The organism is Mycobacterium sp. IDUB_3, from assembly GCF_055419585.1.
The window spans coordinates 2,740,071-2,761,158 of record NZ_JBVAXZ010000001.1; the positions used below are offsets into that span (position 1 = coordinate 2,740,071).

At 70.2% G+C, this 21,088-nt stretch carries 18 protein-coding genes, 1 tRNA gene and 1 pseudogene; 7 read left to right on the forward strand and 13 right to left on the reverse strand.

Annotated elements, in window-relative coordinates:
* The first annotated feature begins 45 nt into the window (after nucleotides 1–45).
* From ACZYVJ_RS12465 to ACZYVJ_RS12475, 3 genes are read left to right on the forward strand one after another with little or no spacing between them, the layout of a single operon-like run.
* On the forward strand, nucleotides 46–1,314 hold the full coding sequence (locus ACZYVJ_RS12465) for a hypothetical protein (RefSeq protein ID WP_463831270.1): 1,269 nt from the start codon (nucleotides 46–48) through the stop codon (nucleotides 1,312–1,314).
* Nucleotides 1,315–1,349: 35 nt separating this feature from the next.
* Nucleotides 1,350–2,051 (forward strand): glycosyltransferase family 2 protein, encoded by a 702-nt coding sequence (locus ACZYVJ_RS12470; RefSeq protein WP_463831271.1) that lies wholly within the window; start codon nucleotides 1,350–1,352, stop codon nucleotides 2,049–2,051.
* 13 nt (nucleotides 2,052–2,064) lie between these two features.
* Entirely contained in the window at nucleotides 2,065–2,406 is a 342-nt protein-coding gene (locus tag ACZYVJ_RS12475; RefSeq protein ID WP_463831272.1) for a DUF2304 domain-containing protein, read from the forward strand.
* On the opposite strand, the gene ACZYVJ_RS12480 is transcribed toward ACZYVJ_RS12475, so the two are convergent.
* Entirely contained in the window at nucleotides 2,403–3,347 is a 945-nt protein-coding gene (locus tag ACZYVJ_RS12480; RefSeq protein WP_463831273.1) for an NAD-dependent epimerase/dehydratase family protein, read from the reverse strand. The genes ACZYVJ_RS12475 and ACZYVJ_RS12480 overlap by 4 nt on opposite strands.
* Between ACZYVJ_RS12480 and ACZYVJ_RS12485 the strand changes: the two genes are divergently transcribed.
* Entirely contained in the window at nucleotides 3,313–5,130 is a 1,818-nt protein-coding gene (locus ACZYVJ_RS12485) for a hypothetical protein (protein WP_463831274.1), read from the forward strand. The two genes, ACZYVJ_RS12480 and ACZYVJ_RS12485, sit on opposite strands and share 35 nt — an antisense overlap.
* Before the next feature lie 5 nt (nucleotides 5,131–5,135).
* Here ACZYVJ_RS12485 and ACZYVJ_RS12490 read toward each other — a convergent pair.
* Nucleotides 5,136–5,211: transfer RNA gene (locus ACZYVJ_RS12490), tRNA-Thr, on the reverse strand.
* A 54-nt stretch (nucleotides 5,212–5,265) separates the two neighbouring features.
* A complete protein-coding gene (locus ACZYVJ_RS12495) occupies nucleotides 5,266–6,474 on the reverse strand; it encodes a DNA polymerase III subunit delta' (RefSeq protein WP_463831275.1) in 1,209 nt (402 codons plus the stop codon).
* Between the two features lie 153 nt (nucleotides 6,475–6,627).
* On the opposite strand from ACZYVJ_RS12495, the gene ACZYVJ_RS12500 reads away from it, so the two are divergent.
* Nucleotides 6,628–8,256: an adenylate/guanylate cyclase domain-containing protein gene (locus ACZYVJ_RS12500; protein WP_463831276.1), complete on the forward strand. Its 1,629-nt coding sequence runs from the start codon at nucleotides 6,628–6,630 to the stop codon at nucleotides 8,254–8,256.
* 6 nt (nucleotides 8,257–8,262) lie between these two features.
* On the opposite strand, the gene topA is transcribed toward ACZYVJ_RS12500, so the two are convergent.
* The 3 genes from topA to cspA all read right to left on the reverse strand — a co-directional run bounded on the left by topA (nucleotide 8,263) and on the right by cspA (nucleotide 12,256).
* The gene (gene topA, locus ACZYVJ_RS12505; protein ID WP_463831277.1) at nucleotides 8,263–11,073 is read right to left on the reverse strand and encodes a type I DNA topoisomerase; all 2,811 of its coding nucleotides are present in this window, start codon (nucleotides 11,071–11,073) and stop codon (nucleotides 8,263–8,265) included.
* 214 nt (nucleotides 11,074–11,287) lie between these two features.
* The gene (locus ACZYVJ_RS12510) at nucleotides 11,288–11,887 is read right to left on the reverse strand and encodes a hypothetical protein (RefSeq protein ID WP_463831278.1); all 600 of its coding nucleotides are present in this window, start codon (nucleotides 11,885–11,887) and stop codon (nucleotides 11,288–11,290) included.
* A gap of 165 nt (nucleotides 11,888–12,052) precedes the next feature.
* Nucleotides 12,053–12,256 (reverse strand): cold shock protein CspA, encoded by a 204-nt coding sequence (gene cspA / locus ACZYVJ_RS12515; RefSeq protein WP_007166602.1) that lies wholly within the window; start codon nucleotides 12,254–12,256, stop codon nucleotides 12,053–12,055.
* A 295-nt stretch (nucleotides 12,257–12,551) separates the two neighbouring features.
* On the opposite strand from cspA, the gene ACZYVJ_RS12520 reads away from it, so the two are divergent.
* Together ACZYVJ_RS12520 and ACZYVJ_RS12525 are read left to right on the forward strand one after the other, a co-directional pair.
* Nucleotides 12,552–14,891, forward strand: a complete 2,340-nt coding sequence (locus ACZYVJ_RS12520) for a DEAD/DEAH box helicase (RefSeq protein ID WP_463831279.1) — start codon at nucleotides 12,552–12,554, stop codon at nucleotides 14,889–14,891.
* A gap of 289 nt (nucleotides 14,892–15,180) precedes the next feature.
* On the forward strand, nucleotides 15,181–16,218 hold the full coding sequence (locus tag ACZYVJ_RS12525) for a PAS domain-containing protein (RefSeq protein ID WP_463831280.1): 1,038 nt from the start codon (nucleotides 15,181–15,183) through the stop codon (nucleotides 16,216–16,218).
* Here the strand turns inward: ACZYVJ_RS12525 and ACZYVJ_RS12530 are convergent.
* The 7 genes and pseudogenes from ACZYVJ_RS12530 to ssd form a co-directional block, all read right to left on the reverse strand.
* Complete coding sequence (locus ACZYVJ_RS12530; protein ID WP_463831281.1) at nucleotides 16,215–16,589, reverse strand: Rv3654c family TadE-like protein; 375 nt, start codon at nucleotides 16,587–16,589, stop codon at nucleotides 16,215–16,217. The genes ACZYVJ_RS12525 and ACZYVJ_RS12530 overlap by 4 nt on opposite strands.
* Nucleotides 16,549–16,851 (reverse strand): annotated as a pseudogene (locus tag ACZYVJ_RS12535) (TadE family type IV pilus minor pilin); the annotation flags it as partial. The pseudogene ACZYVJ_RS12535 and the gene ACZYVJ_RS12530, both read right to left, overlap by 41 nt.
* Nucleotides 16,852–16,874: 23 nt before the next feature.
* Nucleotides 16,875–17,075, reverse strand: coding sequence for a DUF4244 domain-containing protein (locus tag ACZYVJ_RS12540; protein WP_463831282.1), 201 nt, complete (start codon nucleotides 17,073–17,075; stop codon nucleotides 16,875–16,877).
* Between the two features lie 18 nt (nucleotides 17,076–17,093).
* Nucleotides 17,094–17,687, reverse strand: coding sequence for a type II secretion system F family protein (locus ACZYVJ_RS12545; RefSeq protein WP_463831283.1), 594 nt, complete (start codon nucleotides 17,685–17,687; stop codon nucleotides 17,094–17,096).
* Nucleotides 17,684–18,481 (reverse strand): type II secretion system F family protein, encoded by a 798-nt coding sequence (locus ACZYVJ_RS12550; protein WP_463831284.1) that lies wholly within the window; start codon nucleotides 18,479–18,481, stop codon nucleotides 17,684–17,686. Before ACZYVJ_RS12550 ends, ACZYVJ_RS12545 begins: the two co-directional genes overlap by 4 nt.
* Nucleotides 18,478–19,641 carry a TadA family conjugal transfer-associated ATPase gene (locus ACZYVJ_RS12555; protein WP_463831285.1) on the reverse strand — a complete coding sequence of 388 codons (1,164 nt, stop codon included), beginning with the start codon at nucleotides 19,639–19,641 and terminating at the stop codon, nucleotides 18,478–18,480. The genes ACZYVJ_RS12550 and ACZYVJ_RS12555 overlap by 4 nt, the downstream gene beginning before the upstream one ends.
* Nucleotides 19,638–20,702: a septum site-determining protein Ssd gene (gene ssd / locus ACZYVJ_RS12560; protein WP_463832968.1), complete on the reverse strand. Its 1,065-nt coding sequence runs from the start codon at nucleotides 20,700–20,702 to the stop codon at nucleotides 19,638–19,640. The genes ACZYVJ_RS12555 and ssd overlap by 4 nt, the downstream gene beginning before the upstream one ends.
* Between the last annotated feature and the right edge of the window lie 386 nt (nucleotides 20,703–21,088).

A 21,088-nucleotide genomic window follows, 5' to 3' on the forward strand; every position in this document is an offset into this window, starting at 1 on the left:
TGTGGCGAATCATCGGGGCAGTCGGCCGAAAGCGCCGCCGCCCCGATGACCGAGATCAGCGCCTCGCAGGGGCCGGTGGCGCGTGGCAGCATGGCCAGGGTCGGCACCGCCACCGCGGTGACGGCGCTGTGCGGTTATGCGGTGATCTATCTGGCCGCTCGTGACCTGGCGCCGAGCGGCTTTTCGATATTCGGCGTGTTCTGGGGGGCGTTCGGGCTGGTCACCGGCGCGGCGAACGGCCTGCTGCAGGAGACCACCCGGGAAGTCCGCACTACGCCGTACGTCAGCGACCTGGCCGCCCTGCCGGTGCCGGGCGAACCCCGCACCCACCCGATGCGGGTCGCCATGCTGGTCGGGGTGGCCGCGGCCGTCCTGATCGCGGGGAGCTCGCCGCTGTGGAGTGGGCGGGTCTTCGTCGAGGCGCGGCTGCTGTCGGTGGCGCTGCTGTCCGTCGGGCTGGCCGGGTTCTGCGTGCACGCCACCCTGCTCGGCATGCTGGCCGGCACCAACCAGTGGACTCGCTACGGCGCGCTGATGGTGACCGACGCCGTCATCCGGGTGCTGGTGGCCGCGGCCACCGTGGCGCTCGGGTGGCGCCTGGTCGGTTTTTTGTGGGCGACGGTCGCCGGCGCGGTCGCCTGGCTGATCCTGCTGGTGGCCTCGCCTGCGACCAGGGCCACGGCCCGCCTGCTGACCCCGGGCGGCACCGCGACCTTCCTACGGGGCGCGGCGCATTCGATCACCGCGGCCGGCGCCAGCGCCATCCTGGTGATGGGATTTCCGGTGTTGCTGAAGCTGACCAGCGCCGAGCTCGGCGCGCAGGGCGGGGTGATCATCCTGGCCGTCACGCTGACCCGCGCGCCGCTGCTGGTGCCGCTGACGGCCATGCAGGGCAACCTGATTGCGCATTTCGTCGACGAGCGCAGCGACCGGATCCGCGCGCTGCTCGCCCCGGCGGGCATCGTCGGGGCGATCGGCGCGGTCGGGGTGCTGGCCGCGGGCCTGGTGGGCCCGTGGCTGTTGCGGATCGCCTTCGGGCCGCAGTACCACGCCAGCAGCGCGCTGCTGGCGTGGCTGACCGCGGCCGCGCTGGCGATCGCCATGCTGACACTGACGGGCGCGGCGGCGGTGGCCGCCGCGCTGCACCGCGCCTACTCGCTGGGTTGGGTGAGCGCCACGGTCGCGTCGGGATTGTTGCTGTTGCTGCCGCTGTCCCTGCAGACCCGGACCGTGGTCGGCCTGCTGTGTGGCCCGGTGGTGGGGATCGGCGTCCATCTGCTGGCGCTGTCGCGCGCCGCGCGCTCTACCGGCTGATATGACCTGCACCAGCGTGTACCTTGTGGGCTTAGATGGGTACTGAAACGCATTATTCGGTCGTCTGGGTCGTCATTCCCGCCTTCAACGAAGCAGCTGTCATCGGCGAGGTGGTCGCCGATGTGCGCTCGGTGTTCGACCATGTCGTCTGCGTGGACGACGGCAGCGCCGACGACACCGGTGCGATCGCGCTGCGGGCCGGAGCTCACCTGGTGCGGCATCCGATCAACCTCGGGCAGGGCGCCGCCATCCAGACCGGCGTCGAGTACGCCCGCAGCCAGCCGGGGGCCCAGATCTTCGCCACGTTCGACGCCGACGGGCAGCACCGCGTCAAGGACCTGGCGACGATGGTCGACCGATTGCTGGCCGGCGACGTCGACGTCGTCATCGGCACCCGGTTCGGCACGCGGCAGGGCGCCCGGCCGCCGTTCGTCAAGCGGATCGTGCTGCAAACCGCCGCGCGGTTGAGCCGGCGCGGCCGCCGACTTGGCCTGACCGACACCAACAATGGGCTGCGGGTGTTCAACAAGAAGGTCGCCGACGGCCTGGACATCACCATGAGCGGCATGAGCCATGCCAACGAATTCATCATGCTGATCGACGAAAACCATTGGCGCGTCGCCGAAGAACCGATCGAGGTGCTCTACACCGAGTACTCGAGGTCGAAGGGGCAACCCCTGCTCAACGGCGTCAACATCATTTTCGACGGGTTCCTTCGAGGACGGCTCCCGAGATGAAAAGGGTTGAAAGATGAACTGGATTCAGGTCCTGCTGATCGGGTCGATCGTCGCGCTGCTGGTCTATCTGCTGCGCTCGCGCCGCAACGCGCGTTCCCGGGCCTGGGTCAAGGTCGGCTACGTGGTGTTCGTACTGGGCGGCATCTACGCGGTGCTGCGCCCCGATGACACCACGGTGGTTGCCCAGTGGTTCGGGGTGCGCCGCGGCACCGACCTGATGCTCTACGCGCTGATCATGGCGTTCTGTTTCACCACGCTCAGCACGTACATGCGGTTCAAGGACTTGGAGCTGCGCTACGCGCGACTGGCCCGGGCCGTGGCGATGGACTCCGCGCAGGCGCCCGACGCACGCTAGCGGGCATGCGCCTGCCGGAAGAATTCCACCGTGCGGGCCACCCCGTCGGACAGCTCAACCTTCGGCTTCCAGCCCAAAACCTCTGCGGCCGAACCAATGTCGAGGCAGGACCGCTTGAGGTCGCCGAGCCGCGGCGGTGCGAACTCCGGATCGTCGGGTCCCCCGACAGCGGCCGCCACCGCCGAATGCAGTTGGCGGTCCGAGGTTTCGATGCCGGTGCCGATGTTGAAACGTTGCCCGCCGCCGGCGTCCCCGGATGCCTTGACGAAGGCGTCCACGACGTCGTCGACGAAGACGTAGTCGCGGGTGTTGCTGCCGTCCCCGAAAACCTTGGTGGGCTTACCCGACAGCAGCGCCTGGGCGAAGATCGCCACCACCCCGGCCTCCCCGTGCGGATCCTGGCGGGGGCCATAGACATTCGCCGGGGCGATGTGCGAGCAGTCCAGGCCGTACAGATGCCGGAAAGTGTTCAGGTAGATCTCGCCGGCCACCTTGCCCGCCGCGTACGGCGACGCGGGGTCGGTGGGCACGGTCTCGGGAGTGGGGTAGCGCGGCGGGGTGCCGTAGATGGAGCCGCCCGATGAGGTGTGCACGACCTTGCGGACCTGCGCCCGGCGGGCCGCCTCGGCCAGCCGCACCGTGCCGATCACATTGACCGACGCGTCGAACTGCGGGTCGGCCACCGAGTGCCGCACGTCGATCTGGGCCGCCAGGTGAAACACCACCTCCGGGCGGTGCTCGTCGAGGATGGCCCCCAGGTCGGCGGTCACGATGTCCGCCTCGACGAACACATGCGCCGGATTGTCGGCCAGATGCTCGAGGTTGCTCGCGCGGCCGGAGGCGAAGTTATCGAGCCCCACCACCGCATGACCGTCGGCCAACAGACGGTCGACTAGCGTCGAGCCGATGAATCCGGCCGCCCCGGTAACCAGTGCACGCACCGGCCCACCATACATAGCGACCGCGGCCGTCGCGCTCATCGCGGTGCAGCTGGCGGTGCGGGCGATGCTGGCGTTCGGCGGCTACTTCTACTGGGACGACCTGATCCTCATCGGCAAGGCCGGCACCCACAACCTGCTCGCGCCCTCGTATCTGTTCGACGACCACGACGGGCACGTCATGCCCGGGGCATTTCTGGTCGCGGGCACCATCATCCGGCTGGCGCCGCTGAACTGGACCTGGCCGGCGGTCAGCCTGCTGGTGCTGCAACTGCTGGCGTCGCTGGCGTTGTTGCGCGCGCTGTACGTCATCCTGGGGTGGCGGCCGGTGCTGCTGATTCCCTTCACGTTCGCGTTGTTCACGCCGTTGGCCGTGCCCGGATTCGCGTGGTGGGCGGCGGCGCTGAACTCGCTGCCGATGCTGGCCGCGCTGGCCTGGGTGTGCGCCGACGCGATCCTGCTGGTGCGCACCGGCAAACAGCGTTACGCCGTGACCGGGGTGCTGGTCTACTTCGGTGGCCTGCTGTTCTTCGAGAAGGCCGCGGTGATCCCGTTCGTTGCGTTCGCGGTGGCCGCGCTGCTGTGCCATGTGAGCGGCGATCGGAGCCTGGGGTCGGCGCTGGCGACGGTGTGGCGGGCCGGCCTGCGATTGTGGATCTCCGCACTGGCGCTCACCGCGGCCTGGATCGCCCTGTATCTGGCGGTGGTCAACCAGCAGCGGTGGAGTTCCGACCTGTCGATGACGGGGCAGCTGCTGATGCGGTCGATCACGCACGGCATCGTGCCGGGGCTGGCTGGCGGGCCGTGGCATTGGGACCGGTGGGCACCGGCCTCGCCCTGGGCGACGCCCCCGCCGTCGGTGATGGCGCTGGGCTGGCTAGTGCTGGCCGCGATCGTGGCCATGTCGCTGGTGCGCAAGGAACGCATCGGGCCGGTGTGGCTGATCGCCGTCGGGTACGCCGTCGCCTGCCAGGTGCCGATCTATCTGATGCGGTCGTCGAAGCTGACCGCGCTCGAACTCGCGCAGACGCTGCGCTACCTGCCGGATCTGGTCGTGGTGCTGGCGCTGCTGGCCGCCGTGGCGTTGTGTGCCCCCAACCGGCAGGCCGGGCCGCGCTGGCTCGACGCCTCGCGGAAGCGCACCGCGGTGGTCGCGGTGTTGGCGGTGTCGTTCGCGGCGAGCAGCCTGTACTCGACGGCGACGTTTTTGACCAGCTGGCGCGACAACCCCGCCCAGCCCTACCTGCGCAACGCCCGGGCTTCCCTGGCCGCGGCGCATGCCGCCTCGGACGCGCCGCTGCTGGACCAGGAGGTCGATCCGTTGGTTCTGCAGCGGGTGGCCGCACCGGAGAACCTGGCCAGCCACCTGTTCGCGCTGCTGCGGGATAGACCCGAATTCGCGTCCGCAACAACGCAATTGCGCATGTTCGACAGCTCGGGTCGGCTGATCAGCGCGCGGGTCACCTGGGTGCGGACCATCGCGCCCGGCCCGATGCCGCAGTGCGGCTACTTCGCCCAGCCGGACAAGCCGACCCGCCTGGTCCTCGACGGCCCGCTGCTGCCCGCTGACTGGACCGTCGAACTGAACTACCTGGCCAACAGCGACGGCTCGATGACGCTGAAGATGACGCAGGGCCCCGAGGTCAAGGTGCCGGTGCACCCCGGACTCAACCGGGTCTTCGCCAGGCTGCCGGGCGCCGGGGACGCGATCACAGTGCGCGCCAACACCACCGCGCTGGCGTTGTGCATTGCGTCGGGCCCGGTGGGTTTCCTGGCGCCGGCTTGAAACCGTGGAGCCGCCTGGGGGAATCGAACCCCCGACCTATTCATTACGAGTGAATCGCTCTACCGACTGAGCTAAGGCGGCATACCCGCACGCCGGGCGGCACGAGTCTACGGCAGGCGAGCGGGCAGACCCAACTCAGTCGCGCAGTTCCTGGCCGATGGTCGCGACCATGGCGTCGACGGCGAACTTGGGCTTGACGTTGATCGCGAGCGCCTCGCGGCATTCGAGCACCGCCTCGATGCAGCGCAGCAGCCGCGCGGGCGGGGCATGTGCGGCCAGCGCCGCGACCTTCTCGGCCATATCGGGATGGTTCGCCCGCACCGCCCCGGCGTTGGCGGAGGTCATCAGCGCGTCGCGGAAGTATGTCGCCAGGTCGATCAGCGCGCGGTCCAGGGCGTCGCGCGAGGCCCGGGTCTGCCGCGACTTCTGCCGTCGCTCAAGGTCCTTCATCGCCCCGGCCGAGCCGCGCATCGCGCCCGCGGTGCCCTTACCGGTGCCGCCGGCGCCCAGCGCGGTGCGCAGCTCCTCGGTCTCGGCCTCGGCGCGGTCCGCGGTCAGCACGACGGCCTCGGCCTCGGCCGCAGCCACCAGTTCCTCGGCGGCGGCGTAGGCCCGCGACGGCGTCGCGGCGTCGCGCACCAGCGACAGCGACCGCTCCCGGCGCTCCCTGGCCTCGGGGTCGGTGGCCAGCCGGCGCGCCCGGCCCACATGGCCGCCGCTGACCGACGCCGCCCAGCTCGCCGTGTCCGGGCTCAGGCCGTCGCTGTCGACCAGCACGTGCGCGATCGCCCCGGTCGGCGGCGTCACCAGCGCCACATGCCGGCACCGGGAACGCAGCGTGATGGCGATGTCCTCGGGATCCACCGACGGCGCGCACAGCAGGAACACCGTCGACGGCGGCGGTTCCTCGACCACCTTCAGCAGGGCGTTCGCGGCGCCCTCGGTCAGCCGATCGGCGTCTTCGATCACCACGATCTGCCAGTGCCCGGTGGCCGGGCGTCGCGACGCGATCTGCACGATCGACCGCATCTCGTCGACGCCGATGGACAGGCCTTCGGGAATCACCCGCCGCACGTCGGCGTGGGTGCCGGCCATGGTCGTCGTGCACGCATGGCAACGCCCGCAGCCCGGGTCGCCGTCGGACGTGCACTGCAGCGCGGCGGCGAAGCACAACGCCGCCACCGAGCGCCCCGAGCCCGGCGGACCGGTGATCAGCCAAGCATGTGTCATAGTCCCAGCGCCCGCGATGCTGTGGCCTGCGTCACCGCGAGCGGCTCTGGCGGCGGACAGCAGCTCGGCCGTCACCGCGTCCTGGCCTACCAGCCGCGTAAACACCCCGGACATCACCGGTAACAGTAGTGGCGGCGCCGACAGATACCGAACGGCCACCGTACCGCGACCATTCCGTTATCTTCGGCCTCCTCGGGGCACCCGGGCGACCTGCCGAGATCGTTATTAAGTTTCCGGGACGTCGCCGCTGACCGATACGGTGGGTTGGTGACAACGGCGGCGGCACTACCGGGGCGGATCAGCGCATTCGTCCGCTGGGTGATGCGCACGCCGTGGCCGCTGTTCTCGCTCAGCATGCTGCAGGCCGACATCATCGGCGCCCTGTTCGTGCTCGGCTTCCTCCGCTACGCGCTGCCGCCCGAGGACCGCATCCAGTTGCAGGATCTACCGGTCCTGAACCTGGTGATCTTCGCCACCGCACTGGTCGTCGTGTTCCTCGCCGGTTTGGCCGTGACGCTGCGGCTGCTGATGCCGGTGTTCCGCTGGCAGCGCCGCGACAACATGCTCGCCGAGGCCGACCCCGCCGCCACCGAACTGGCTCGCAGCCGCGCGCTGCGAATGCCCTTCTACCGCACCCTGATCAGCATCGTGGCCTGGGCCATCGGCAGCGTGGTGTTCATCATCGCCAGCTGGTCGGTGGCCCGATTCGCCGCGCCCGTGGTCGCGGTGTCCACCGGGCTGGGCGCCGCGGCCACCTCGATCATCGGCTACCTGCAGTCCGAGCGGGTGTTGCGGCCCGTGGCGGTGGCCGCGCTGCGCAGCGGGGTGCCCGAGAACGTCAAGGCGCCCGGCGTCATCCTGCGCCAGATCCTGACCTGGATGCTGTCCACCGCGGTGCCGGTGCTGGCGATCGTGCTCGCGGTGGTGGCCGACAAGACCTCGCTGCTGCATGCCACTCCCGAGAAGCTGTTCACCCCGATCCTGTTGCTGGCGGTGGCGGCGCTGGGCATCGGGCTGGTCAGCACGCTGCTGGTGGCCATGTCGATCGCCGACCCGCTGCGCCAGCTGCGCTGGGCGCTCTCGGAGGTGCAGCGCGGAAACTACAACGCGCACATGCAGATCTATGACGCCAGCGAGCTGGGCCTGCTGCAGGCGGGCTTCAACGACATGGTGCGCGACCTGTCCGAGCGGCAGCGGCTGCGTGACCTGTTCGGCCGCTACGTCGGTGAGGACGTCGCCCGCCGGGCGCTGGAGCGCGGCACCGAGCTGGGCGGCCAGGAGCGCGACGTCGCGGTGCTGTTCGTGGACCTGGTCGGCTCCACCCAGCTGGCCTCGACCCGGCCGCCCGCCGAGGTCGTCCACCTGCTCAACGAGTTCTTCCGGGTGGTCGTGGACACGGTCGGCCGGCACGGCGGCTTCGTCAACAAATTCCAGGGTGACGCCGCGCTGGCCATCTTCGGCGCGCCGATCGAACACCCCGACTCCCCCGGCGGAGCGCTGGCCGCCGCCCGGGAATTGCACGACGAACTCCTCCCGGTGATCGGTTCCGCCGACTTCGGCATCGGGGTGTCGTCGGGGCGGGCCATCGCCGGCCACATCGGCGCGCAGGCCCGCTTCGAGTACACGGTGATCGGCGACCCGGTCAACGAGGCCGCCCGGCTGACCGAGCTGGCCAAGCTCGAGCCCGGCCACGTGCTCGCGTCGGCGATCGCGGTCAGTGGGGCCCTGGACGCCGAGGCCCTGCGCTGGGATGTCGGCGAGGTGGTCGAGTTGCGCGGCCGCCGGGCACCCACCCAGCTGGCGCGCCCGCTGCACCTGGCCGGAACGGCCGACTCGGAGCCAACTCGGGTTCGCGCCGAGGAGATGTCCGGCGAGACCATCGGGCCTGGCTACTGAGCCGGATCAACTGCGCTTGGCGGCCTTCTTGGCCGGGGCCTTGCGGGCGGCCTTCTTGGCGGGACGCTTCGCCGGGCCACGAGCCCGGCGATCGGCCAGCAGCTCCGCGGCGCGCTCGTCGGTGATCGAGAGCACGTCGTCGCCCTTGCGCAGGCTGGCGTTCGTCTCGCCGTCGGTGACATAAGGGCCGAACCGGCCGTCCTTGATCACCATCGGCTTGCCCGTCGCGGGATCGGCGCCCAACTCGCGCAACGGCGGCGCGGCGGCGCCCTGCCTGCCGCGGCGTTTGGGCTCGGCGTAGATCTTCAGCGCTTCCTCGAGCGTGATGTCGAACATCTGCTCCTCGGTCGCCAGCGATCGAGAATCGGTGCCGCGCTTCAGGTATGGGCCGTAACGGCCGTTCTGCGCGGTGATCTCCTCGCCGGTGGCGGGGTCCACACCGACCACCCGGGGCAGCGAGAGCAGCCGCAGCGCGTCCTCGAGGGTGACCGTCTGCAAGTCCATGGTGCGCAACAGCGAACCGGTGCGCGGCTTGGGGCCGGTGGGCTTCTTGCCCTTCTTCGCCGGCGTGGTGCTGCCGTCGTCGTCGCCGGGCGGCGGCTCCGGCAGCACCTCGGAAACGTATGGCCCGTAACGGCCGTCCTTGGCGACGATCTCGTGACCCGTTTCCGGGTCCACCCCCAGCACGCGGCCCTCCTGCGGCGTGGCGAACAGCTGCTCGGCCACCTCCAGCGTCAGCTCGTCGGGGGTCAGCGAGTCGTTGAGGTTGGCCCGCTGCGGCTTTGGCTCACCGTCGTCGCCGGTCACCATGCGCTCCAGATACGGCCCGTTCTTGCCCACCCGGACGTAGACCGGCCGGCCCTGCTCGTCGTCAAAGAGCCTGATGGAGTTGACTTCTCGAGCGTCGATGCCTTCCAGGTTGACGCCGACGAGTTTCTTCAAGCCGCCGGAGCGGGCCACCGAGTCGGCCACCCCGTGCTCGCCACCGAAGTAGAAGTTGTTGAGCCAGTCGGTGCGTCGCTCCTGTCCCGAGGCGATCGCGTCGAGCTCGTCTTCCATCGCGGCGGTGAAGTCGTAGTCGACCAGCCGGCCGAAATGCTGCTCCAGCAAACCGGTTACGGCGAACGCCACCCACGACGGCACCAGGGCGCTGCCCTTCTTGTGCACGTAGCCGCGGTCCTGGATGGTCTTGATGATCGACGAGTACGTCGACGGGCGGCCGATGCCCAGCTCTTCGAGCGCCTTGACCAGCGATGCCTCGGTGTAGCGCGCCGGCGGGTTGGTGGCGTGGCCGTCGGGGGTGAGCTCGATGGCGTCCAGCCGCTGGCCCTGGGTCAACTGCGGCAGCCGGCTCTCGGCGTCGTCCGCCTCGCCGCCGGCCAATTCGTCCACGGTCTCCACGTAGGCCTTCAAGAAGCCCGCGAACGTGATGGTGCGACCGCTGGCCGAGAACACGACTTCTCTTCGGGCCCCGGCCGCCGTTGATTGGCCGTTGATTCGCAGGCTCAGCGTGGTGCCGCGGGCGTCGGCCATCTGCGAGGCCACCGTGCGCTGCCAGATCAGCTCGTAGATGCGGAATTCGTCGCCGTCGAGTTCACGGCGCACCGCGTCCGGGGTCGCGAACGTCTCACCCGCGGGGCGGATCGCCTCGTGGGCCTCCTGGGCGTTCTTGACCTTGCGGGTGTACTGGCGCGGCGACGGGGACACGTATTCGGCGCCGTAGAGCTGGCGCGCCTGGGTGCGCGCGGCGTTGATCGCCGACTCCGACAGCGTGGTCGAGTCGGTACGCATATAAGTGATGTAGCCGTTCTCGTAGAGCCGCTGGGCGATGCTCATCGTGCGCTCGGAGGAGAACCGCAACTTGCGGCCGGCTTCCTGTTGCAGCGTCGAGGTCATGAACGGCGCGTAGGGACGCCGGGTGTAGGGCTTTTCCTCCACCGACGCGACGTTGAGCTGGGCGCCGCGCAGGCCCTCGGCCAGCTCCGTCGCGCTTGCCTCGTCGAGAATGGTGACCTCGTTGGCCTTGCGCAGCTGCCCCAGCGAGTCGAAGTCGCGCCCGGCGGCCACCCGCAGGCCGTCGACGCCGGTCAGGCGGGCGGTGAAGGTGGGCGGCGAGGCCTGCGGGTCGGACACGCTGGCGTCGAGTTGGGCCACGATGTCCCAGTAGGACGCGCTGCGAAACGCCATGCGGTCCCGCTCGCGCTGCACGATGATCCGGGTGGCCACCGATTGGACCCGGCCCGCCGACAGCTTCGGCGCGACCTTCTTCCACAGCACGGGGCTGACCTCGTAGCCGTACAGGCGGTCCAGGATGCGCCGGGTTTCCTGCGCGTCTACCAGGTCGATGTCCAGGTCACGGGGGTTCTCGGCGGCCTCGAGGATGGCCGGCTCGGTGATCTCGTGGAACACCATCCGCTTGACCGGGATGTTCGGCTTCAGGGTCTCCAGCAGGTGCCAGGCGATCGCTTCGCCCTCGCGGTCACCATCCGTGGCCAGATAGAGCTCGTCGACTTCCTTGAGCAGGCCCTTGAGCTCGGTGACCGTGCTCTTCTTCTCCGGGCTGATGATGTACAGCGGTTCGAAGTCCGCATCGACGTTGACCCCTAGGCGGGCCCACGGCTCCGACTTGAATTTCGCCGGCACGTCGGCGGCGGCCCGGGGCAGGTCGCGGATGTGACCGCGCGACGACTCGACGATGTACCTGGAGCCGAGGTAGCTGGCCAGTTTGCGCGCCTTGGTGGGCGACTCGACAATCACGAGTCGCCGGCCGCCGCCATTTCCGCCGCTGCCGGTGTCCTTTAGTTTCGGGTCAGCCAACTGCCCTTACGCTCCATCCCTGATTGGTCCCCCCTGCGAGACCACCTGCAGGAAGAATGACAGGTCGGCATCGAAAATTCCGGTGAAATTCAGGTACGCGACCGTTCCTTCGCCCTGCGGCATCTGACAATTTCGCACCCTAGGGCGCGCCTGCGCAAACTGACATCCGCGAAAACGACTGAAAGCCGACGCAATTTCGGGCGTTGTCTCCAGGCTAAACTCGCGGCCACCGCGACAGCGCCTCAGCGCCGTCGGGCGGCTCTCCCACGTTCTCTACCAGGCGCGATAGCCTGCGGCGCCCGCTGATCCGCAGCGCCGGCCGGCCACCGCGGGTGCCGATCAAGGTGGGCGCGATCCCGACGCGCATCAAGGCCGACGCCAGCGGCGAGTGCGTGTCCGGCGCGTGCGGGTCCAATGCCAGCAGGTAATGCTCGCCCTCGGGGTTTCCGGCCGCCAGCGTCCACGCCCGCAGCTCGCGCGGTCCGGGCAGCCAGCGCGGCGGCACGGTCTTGACCGCACCGCGCGTCCATTCGGCGGCCAGCGTGGTCAGCGAGGGATCCACCGCGGTGCGCACCAACGGGGAGTCCTCGTCGGTCCGGCTGATCTCGGCGACCAGACCCGCCTCCCGGATCATCTCGGCCAGCGCCGAGGCCCGCCAGGACTGGTCCACGACCACGGACAGCCTTGCACCCGCGACCTGACTTTCACCGGTGGCACCGACGGTGACGATCTGCCCGGACGCCGCCAGCACCCCGGAGAGATCGGCGACCGCGGGCGGCACCGACTCCGCTGTGAAGAAGGAAAGCTGGCTCACGCCACCGACAGTAGGCCAGGGTGCCCGTCCGCGTCTTGAGGCATTCGGCGCGGCGTCCGGCGCCGACCGGGATGCACACCCGGTTCCCGCAGTAAACGAGGAAACCCCCCGGCTGAACCCGCTGGGCGGGTCTGCACGGGGGGTATCCGTCAGGTCTGCTCTCGTCTAGACGGAGCGGACTCCGGTGGCCTGGGGGCCCTTAGGGCTATGGCCGATCTCGAACTCGACCTTCTGGTTCTCTTCGAGGGTGCGGAAGCCCGAACCCTGGATCTCCGTGTAGTGGACAAACACATCCGCGGAACCGTCTTCAGGGGCGATGAACCCGAAGCCCTTCTCCGCATTGAACCACTTCACAGTTCCCTGTGGCATCTCTCGATCTTTCCTTCTCTTCTGGGTGCGGGGCATCGCTTTTCGATGCCCCGGGCCTGGTACGACCGCCATACCTCGCTGAGTCGCCGGAACTTCACCCGACCGATTAACCTCGCAGGAACCGCGGCCGCAACGTCGATCCTGCGAAAGTTTGACACGAACACAGAAGCTGCGACCGCAAATAGTCAACCATGTTCAACGCGTCGGCGACAGACTTGTGTCTTCCGCCGATTCGAAGGCCGATTCCAGGGCCGACGCGAAGGCCGACCTCACAACGGATCCCGGAGGGAGTGTGATGGCGAGTTTCGGCAGTCACCTGCTTGCCGCCGCACTCGCCGGAACGGCTTCGGACGAGCATCCGCTGCGCCATGTCGCCGAACTGCCACCGCGCATCGGGCGGCCGCACGATTGGCCGGCCTGGGCCGAGTCCGACGTGGTCAGCACGTTCGCCGACCGCGGGATCAAATCACCGTGGTCGCATCAGTTCGCGGCTGCGGACCTGGCGTACGCGGGCCGTCACGTGGTGCTCAGTACCGGTACCGCGTCGGGCAAGTCACTGGCCTACCAGCTCCCGGTCCTCAACGCGTTGGCCACCGATCCGCGGGCCCGGGTGCTCTACCTGTCACCGACCAAAGCGTTGGGCCACGACCAATTGCGGGCCGCGCACGCACTCACCGCGGCGATCCCGCGGCTGCACGACGTCGCGCCGACCGCCTACGACGGTGACAGCCCGACCGAGGTCCGACGCTTCGCGCGGGAACGTTCGAGGTGGCTGTTCTCCAATCCCGACATGATCCATTTGTCGATCTTGCGCAATCACGCCCGCTGGGCCGTCCTGTTGCGTGGCCTGCGTTTCGTGATTGTCGACGAATGTCATTACTACCGTGGAGTTTTCGGCTCCAACGTGGCGATGGTGCTGCGCCGCCTGTTGCGGTTGTGCACCCGCTATTCGTCGTCGCCGACGGTGATCTTCGCCAGCGCGACAACGGATTCACCGGGCGCGACGGCCGCCGAACTCATCGGGCTGCCGGTCGAGGAGGTCACCGAGGACGGCTCACCCCAGGGCGCCCGGACGGTGGCGCTGTGGGAACCCGCGCTGCGGGCCGACCTGACCGGCGAGAACGGCGCGCCGGTACGCCGCTCCGCCGGTGCCGAGGCGGCGCGCGTGATGGCCGACCTGATCGCCGAAGGCGCTCAGACGCTGACGTTCGTGCGGTCGCGCCGCGCCGCGGAATTGACCGCGCTGGGCGCGCAGGCGAGGTTGGCCGACATCGCTCCTGAGCTGTCCCGACAGGTCGCGTCGTATCGGGCCGGTTACCTCGCCGAGGACCGCACCGCCCTGGAGCGGGCGCTGGCCGAGGGCCGGTTGCGAGGGCTGGCCACCACCAACGCGCTGGAACTGGGCGTGGACATCGCCGGACTGGACGCGGTGGTGCTCGCCGGTTTCCCGGGCACGGTCGCCTCGTTCTGGCAGCAGGCCGGTCGCTCCGGGCGACGCGGCCAGGGCGCACTGGTGGTGCTGGTGGCCCGCGACGATCCGCTGGACACCTATCTGGTGCACAACCCCGCTGCGCTGCTGGACAAGCCGGTCGAGCGGGTCGTGATCGACCCGGCCAACCCCTACATCCTGGGTCCGCAGCTGCTGTGCGCGGCAACCGAACTGCCGCTGGACGAAGCGGAGGTACGCGCCCTCGACGCGACCGAGGTGGCCGACGGCCTGGTCGACGACGGGCTGCTGAGGCGGCGCAGCGGCAAGTACTTTCCGGTGCCCGGCCTGGAACCCCATGCCGCCGTGGACATCCGGGGCTCGGCGGGTGGCCAGATCGTCATCGTGGAGGCCGACACCGGAAGGCTGCTGGGCAGCGCCGGCGCCGGTCAGGCGCCGGCCGCCGTCCACCCCGGCGCGGTGTACCTGCATCAAGGCGACAGCTACGTGGTGGACTCCCTGGACACCGAGGAAGGCATCGCGTTCGTGCATGCCGAGGATCCCGGGTATGCGACGTTCGCGCGCGAGATCACCGATATCGCCGTCACCGGAACCGGCGAGCGCCTGGCGTTCGGGCCGGTCACGCTGGGTCTGGTGCCGGTCAGGGTCACGCATCAGGTGGTGGGGTATCTGCGCCGCCGGCTGTCCGGGGAGGTGATCGACTTCATCGAATTGGACATGCCGGAACACACCCTGGCCACCACGGCGGTGATGTACACCGTCACCGAAGATGCATTGCAGCGCAATGGCATCGAGGCGACGCGGATCCCCGGAGCGTTGCACGCAGCCGAACACGCGGCGATCGGACTACTGCCGCTGGTGGCCAGCTGCGACCGCGGCGACATCGGCGGGCTGTCCACCGCCGTCGGGCCCGATCCCCCCGGGCTGCCCAGCGTCTTCGTCTACGACGGTTACCCGGGTGGCGCGGGATTCGCCGAACGGGGTTTTCGCCAGGCCCGCATCTGGCTGGGTGCGACAGCAGCCGCCATCGAAGCCTGCGAGTGCCCCCGAGGGTGCCCGTCGTGCGTGCAGTCCCCCAAGTGCGGCAACGGCAACGACCCGCTCGACAAGGCGGGCGCGGTGCTGGTGCTGAAGCTGGTCCTCGCGGAGTTGGCGCGGGGGCAACGGGAGCACAATTTCCGCGGATGACGACCGACCCCTCGACGGTCGACCCACTGGAATTGCCTCGTGACGCCCACGCCAAGAACGCATTTCCTGCTCAAGAAGTGGCGGCATGCTGTCGCACTGAACGAGAAAGCGATTAGTGTGCGCCACCCGCAACCCCGACGATGCGGGCGCAGCAGGAAGCTACCAAGGCCCCGTTGGCATCGCAAGCACCGCGAACGCCGGTGCCGGGTGTCGGTTGCGGAGGTCTTCGGCACCCGGCGAAATCGCCCGCACTCCCCTAGACCCGTCGCCTCACCGTAAAATCGGCCGCATGGCCCACGACTGGTTGCTCGTGGAGACACTCGGGGGTGATCCCACCGTGGTGGCGCAGGGCCGCCAGCTCAAAAATCTCGTCCCCATCACGACATTCCTGCGCCGCAGTCCCTTTCTCTCGGCGGTTCGCACGGCGATCGCCGAATCGGTGCAGACCGGCCAGGCCCTGACCAGCATCACGCCCAAGCGAGACCGCATCATTCGCACCGAACCGGTGGTGATGTCGGACGGCTTCATCCATGGCGTGCACGTCTGGACCGGTCCCGCCGATGTCGAGCCGCCCGAACGGCCGATTCCGGGGCCGCTGAAGTGGGACCTGACCCTTGGCGTGGCCACCGACACCCGCGAATCGCTGATCAACAGCGGGAAGAATCCCGAAGTCGAGGTCACCTTCGGCAGGGCCTTCGCCGAAGACCTGCCATCCCGTGAACTCAACCCGAACGAGACCAAAGTGCTGGCGATGGCTGTCAAGGCCAAGCCCGACCAAACACTGTGCAGTACCTGGGATCTCACCGATTGGCGGGGCGAGGCGATCCGGATAGGTTTCGTCGCACGCACGATTCTGGAACCGGGACCCGACGGCCGGGAGCACTTGGTGGCGCGGGCGATGAACTGGCAGTCCGAGCTCAGGGGCCCGGAGGTGTCGACCGATGACCTGGCGCGACGGATCCTCAGCGGGCTGGCCCAGGCCGGGGTGCACCGGGCGCTGATCGACCTCAACACCTGGTCGTTGCTGAAATGGCTCGACGAGCCCTGCACGTTCTACGACTGGCGCAGCAGTGAGACGGGCGAGCCCCGGGTCCACCCCGACGACCACGACCTGATGTCCACCATGACAAGGGAATTCAGCGGCGGCGCCACCAGCCGGGTGCTGCGAATGCCCGGCCACAACGGGGATTGGGTGCCAGTGCACGTCACCGTCAACCGGGTGGAACTCGAACCGGATACGTACGCCGGACTGGTCTCGCTGCGTCTGCCCACCGATGAGGAACTGGCCACCGCGGGATTGTCGCCGAGGCCCGACGCCGCGCCCTAGTGGGATCCCGCGGTCGCCGGCCCCGCCCGCGCGGCGGCCCGCGCCGCGCCGCCGAACGCGACGGCCACCCGCGCGGTGATGATGACATCGAGACCGTCGACCGCACAGCCGATGTCGTCGACCCGCATCTGGCGCGCAACGCCCGCCGCACTGGCGCAGGCCGCGTCCGCTCCGGAGCCCAGCCGCGCCGCGGCCGCAAGGGCGGCCAGGTCGGCGACCGCCTGGGCGCGGTGCCGCGCCACCACCGCCGAGCCCAGGTAGGCGCCCGCGCCGGTCGCCGTCAGCAGCACCACAATCATCCAGGCAGCGACCAGGGTGGCCGAGCCCCGCTCACCGCGCCGGCTCGGCCACCGAGACCGCTTTGGCTGCAATGTCGATGGTGGGCAACAACTTCGAATGCGCGACGACGGTGGCCACCAGGAAGTCGCCGTCGCGGTGCACGTCGACTCGCGCACCACCGGGCGCCAGCCGGCGCGCGGCGGCCACCGCGCTGCGTTCGTCGCCGCGGGCCGCCAGCCGGGCGGCTTCGCGGGCGGCGTCGACGCAGCGCATCTGCATCGACATCGCGCTGACACCGGCCAGGCACAGCACCAGCACCACCACCAGCGCGGCGATACCCAGTGCGGCCTCGACAGTCGAGGCACCGGCACAGCCTGCTACACCTTGGTGTTGAGCGCACGCCCGATGATGTTGGTCAGCGCCGAGACGATGGAATCGCCGGTGACGACGGTGTAGAGCACCGCGCCGAAGGCGGCCGCCGCGATGGTGCCGATGGCGTACTCGACCGTAGACATGCCCGACTCGTCGGCCACCAGCACGGCCACGCGTGCCGAGAATTCGCGAAACCTGTTGACCATCAATGATTTCCTTTCGTTTCACAGTAGACCCGACTGCAGGACATCACCGGCCAGGCCGGCCACCACCGGGACGATGCCCAGGCAGACGAACGCCGGCAGGAAGCACAGGCCCAACGGTCCGGCGATCAACACGCCGGCCCGCTCGGCCGCGGCGGTCGCCGCGTGTGCGGCGTCGTGACGGGACTCCACGGCCAACTCGGTGATGCCGCCGGCCAGCGCCGCGCCCGAGGACGCCGACCGCCTGGCCAACCGCAGCAGCGCATCGATCTGCGGATCGGCCGTGTTCTGCGGACCGGGCGGAACAGACCATGCGACAGCGGGATCGGCACCGAGCGCGAGCAGGTCGGCCACGCGGCGCAACACCGTTGCCAGCTTCGGCGGCGCGGACGGGGCCGCGGCCGCCGCGGCCGTCGACACGGCCATGCCCGCACCCAGGCACACGGCCAGCACGTCCAGGCAGGAGGCGACGGCCAGCGGATCCGTCCCGCGCGACGATGTCTGGCCCCGTGGCCGCCGACCGCCACGCATCGGCGTCCCGGCGCGGCTGCGCACCAGCGACGGACCGGGGCCCACCCACAGTGCCACGGCCAGCAGCACCGCCGCCAGATTCACGACGCCACCCGATCGGCGATGCGATCCGCCCACAGCAGCCCGGCGCAGGCCAACGTCGAGCCGACGAGCAACAGCCACCCGCCCGCGTGCCCACCGAGCAAGAAGCCCAGCGGCCGGGCTCCGATCAGTTGGCCCATCAGCACTCCCAGCACCGGCAGCGCGGCCAGTATCGTCGCGGTTGCCCGCGCGCCCGCCATGCTCGACGTGACACGGGCCGAGAACCGTTGCCGCTCAGCGATGTCGCGTTGGGCGGCGCGCATCAGGGTGGCTATTCCCAGCCCGTTGTCGCTGGCCAGCCGCCAGCACAGCGCGAGCCGCTCCCAGTGCACGGGCAGCGTCGAGCCGCGGGCCGCGGCGGCCAGGCCGGCCGCGACGTCGGCTCCCAGCCGGGCCCGCGCCGCCACCGAACGCAGCGACACCGCAACCGCGCCGGCCGTGTCGTCGGCGGCGACGCCGAACGCCCGCACCGGATGCGAGCCGGCCCGCAACTCACCGACCAGCACCTCGAGCGCGGATTGAAGCGCGTCGCCCTCGGCCGTGGCGCGCCGGATACCCCGCCGGCGCCGATATCGCAGACCCGCGGTCGCGCCCACGACCGCGAGGCACAGAACGGTGGTCAGCGGCAGGACGACAACGGCGAAGCAGCCGAGACCCGCGGCGACGCAACCCGCCTCGCGAAGCCCGATCGTCGGGAGCCGCCGGCGTCGTGAGGCCGACAGGCGTCGGCGCGGCGAGGGCCGAACCAGGATGAGCGCCAACGACAACGGCAGCGCGCCGGCCAGCGGGCCGGTCACGCCGGCATCCGACTGCGCAGCAGGCGCTGCAGCTGCGGGGCGGCATCCGTCATTCCGCGATCCGCATGCCACATGGTGACCGCGCGCACGCGGCCGTGATCGCTTTGCAGCGCGGCGATTTCGCCGAGCCGCCGCCGGCCGGCGCGGTCGCGTTCAACATGCAGCAGCACCTGCACGGCTGCGGCGAGTTGGCTGTGCAACGCGGCACGGTCGAGGCCGCCGAGCGCGCCCAATGCCTCCAGGCGGGCGGGAACCTCTCCCGGGTTGTTGGCATGCACGGTCCCCGCGCCGCCGTCGTGGCCGGTGTTCAGCGCGGCCAGCAGGTCCACGACTTCGGCGCCCCTGACCTCGCCGACCACGATGCGGTCGGGCCGCATCCGCAGCGCTTGCCGGACCAGTTCGCGTACCGGAACCTCGCCGACGCCTTCGACGTTGGCGCACCGCGCGACCAGCTTCACCAGGTGCGGGTGCCGCGGCGCCAGCTCCGCGGCATCCTCGACGCAGACGATCCGCTCGCCCGGTGGGACGGCGCCCAGCATCGCGGCGAGCAGTGTCGTCTTCCCGGCCCCGGTGCCACCGCTGACCAGGAACGCCAGCCGGGCGCCGATGATCTCGGTGACCAGCGCGGCGGCCGCGGGATCGATTGCGCCGGCGGCGGTCAGGGCCGCCAGATCCTGGCTGGCGGGCCGCAGGACGCGCAGCGACAGACAGGTGCCCGCGGCCGCCACCGGCGGCAGCACCGCGTGCAGCCGCACCGCGAACCCGCCCGCGCCGATACCCGTCAGCTCGCCGTCGACCCAGGGCTGCGCGTCGTCCAGACGCCGGCCGGCGGCCAGCGCCAGCCGCTGCGCCAACCGCCGCACCGCCGCCTCGTCGGCGAAACGAATCTCGGTGCGCCGCAGGGCGGTGCCGTCGTCGACCCACACCGCATCCGGTGCGGTGACCAACACGTCGGTCGTCCCGTCCGCGCGGAGCAGCGGATCGAGGATCCCGGCGCCGGTGAGCTCGGTCTGCAACACCCGCAGATTGGCCAGCACCTCGGTGTCACCGAGCATCCCGCCGGACTCGGCCCTGATCGCGGCGGCCACCACGGCCGGCCCCAGCGGGCCGGCCTCGCCGGCCAGTCGCTCGCGAACCCGCTCGATCAGCGAACCGCTCACGCTGCCTTGCCGTTCCGCCCGGCCCGTCGCCGCGACCCGGCGGGCGGGAGCACGCCGAGCACTTGTCGGGCCGCCACCGCGAGCGCCGAGCGCCGCCCTAACCGCAGGCCACCGCGGTCGATCTGCTCGGCGAGGTGCGGCTGCACTTTGATGGAGGCCAACAGCGGCAGGCCGCCGATCTCGGCGATCTCAGCAGGCCGCAGTCCGGCGGGCGACGGCCCCCGCACCACCAGGCCGACGTTGGGATTGATGGACGCCAGGACGGGCGCCAACGCCCCGGTCGCCGCGCAGGCTCGCACGTCACAGCGGCTGACGACGACGACCAGATCGGCCGCGCTCAGCGCGGCTTGAGCGGCGTCGGTGAGACGACGGGGAAGGTCGCAGATGACGCTGACCCCGCCGCGCCGGCCCGCGTCGATGATCGCGTGCACCGGCCCGACGTCCAGCTCGTAACCGCTCCGGGTGCCGGACAGCACGCTGACCCCGCGGTGCCGTGGTAGCGCATCGCGGACGGCCGGCCAGGTCAGCCGCCCGCCCTGCAACGCCAGATCCGGCCAGCGCAGCCCCGGCGCGCTTTCACCGCCCAGCAACAAGTCGAGGCCGCCGCCCCAGGGGTCCAGGTCCACCAACAACGCGTCGGCGGCGGCCTGGGCCATCGCGACCGCCAGCAGGGAGGCGCCCGCTCCGCCGCAGCCCCCGATGACGGCGACCGCGTGGCCGCGTGCCCCGTCGTCGCGCGACGATTCGGCGGCTTCGGCAAGTGCGCCGACCAAGTCCGCTTCCTGCGCGGGCAGCCGCAACACATGCGCGGCGCCGATGCTGACGGCGGCCGCCCACGTCGTCGTCTCCGGTTCGGCGGCCGTCAGCACGGTCACGTGGTCGCGTCGCGGCAGCGCCCATCGCCCGCAGCGCGCCGCAGCCCGCGCGTCGAGCACGACGGCCGCTGCCGCCGCCCAACTTTTGCGGCTGACTACAGACGCGTCACCGGCATGCACCACTCGCACACCGGCGGCGGCCGCCACGCGGTCCAACTCGGCGCGCATGTCGGGCTCCGCCAGCATCGCCAACACACCGGCGGAAGCCGCCGCGTCAACTCCGGAGCTGCCAGCCACCCGACCACTGTGCGGGGCCATGAGCTTGGCACAACAGTCCCAAACGCGGATTTGTGGATAGAGACGCAAGTGTGCACAAACAGGTCATGGGCAATGCCGCCAGCGACGACGGACACGTATTCCCGCAACGCATCGCGCGCCGAGACCGACGCCGTGCGGCGAGAAAAAACTGACCGTAGAAAAGGGACGACCCCCGCCAGGGGGGGAGGAGGCGAGGGTCGTCGTGTATCAGCCCCGGGGGGTCGGGCTGATACACCCTCGGCTCAAGGCCGAGTAATGCTTACTATACACATGACAAGCCGGAGTAACGCAAGAGCTCATTTTCTGAAAAAACA

Bases quoted from the DNA above. Each gene is read 5' to 3' on its own strand.
- ACZYVJ_RS12465 (WP_463831270.1), top strand. From the start codon at position 46: ATGACCGAGATCAGCGCCTCGCAGGGGCCGGTGGCGCGTGGCAGCATG.
- ACZYVJ_RS12470 (WP_463831271.1), top strand. From the start codon at position 1,350: ATGGGTACTGAAACGCATTATTCGGTCGTCTGGGTCGTCATTCCCGCC.
- ACZYVJ_RS12475 (WP_463831272.1), top strand. From the start codon at position 2,065: ATGAACTGGATTCAGGTCCTGCTGATCGGGTCGATCGTCGCGCTGCTG.
- ACZYVJ_RS12485 (WP_463831274.1), top strand. From the start codon at position 3,313: ATGAATCCGGCCGCCCCGGTAACCAGTGCACGCACCGGCCCACCATAC.
- ACZYVJ_RS12495 (WP_463831275.1), bottom strand. From the start codon at position 6,474: ATGTCCGGGGTGTTTACGCGGCTGGTAGGCCAGGACGCGGTGACGGCC.
- cspA (WP_007166602.1), bottom strand. From the start codon at position 12,256: ATGCCACAGGGAACTGTGAAGTGGTTCAATGCGGAGAAGGGCTTCGGG.
- ACZYVJ_RS12520 (WP_463831279.1), top strand. From the start codon at position 12,552: ATGGCGAGTTTCGGCAGTCACCTGCTTGCCGCCGCACTCGCCGGAACG.
- ACZYVJ_RS12525 (WP_463831280.1), top strand. From the start codon at position 15,181: ATGGCCCACGACTGGTTGCTCGTGGAGACACTCGGGGGTGATCCCACC.
- ACZYVJ_RS12540 (WP_463831282.1), bottom strand. From the start codon at position 17,075: ATGGTCAACAGGTTTCGCGAATTCTCGGCACGCGTGGCCGTGCTGGTG.
- ssd (WP_463832968.1), bottom strand. From the start codon at position 20,702: ATGCTGGCGGAGCCCGACATGCGCGCCGAGTTGGACCGCGTGGCGGCC.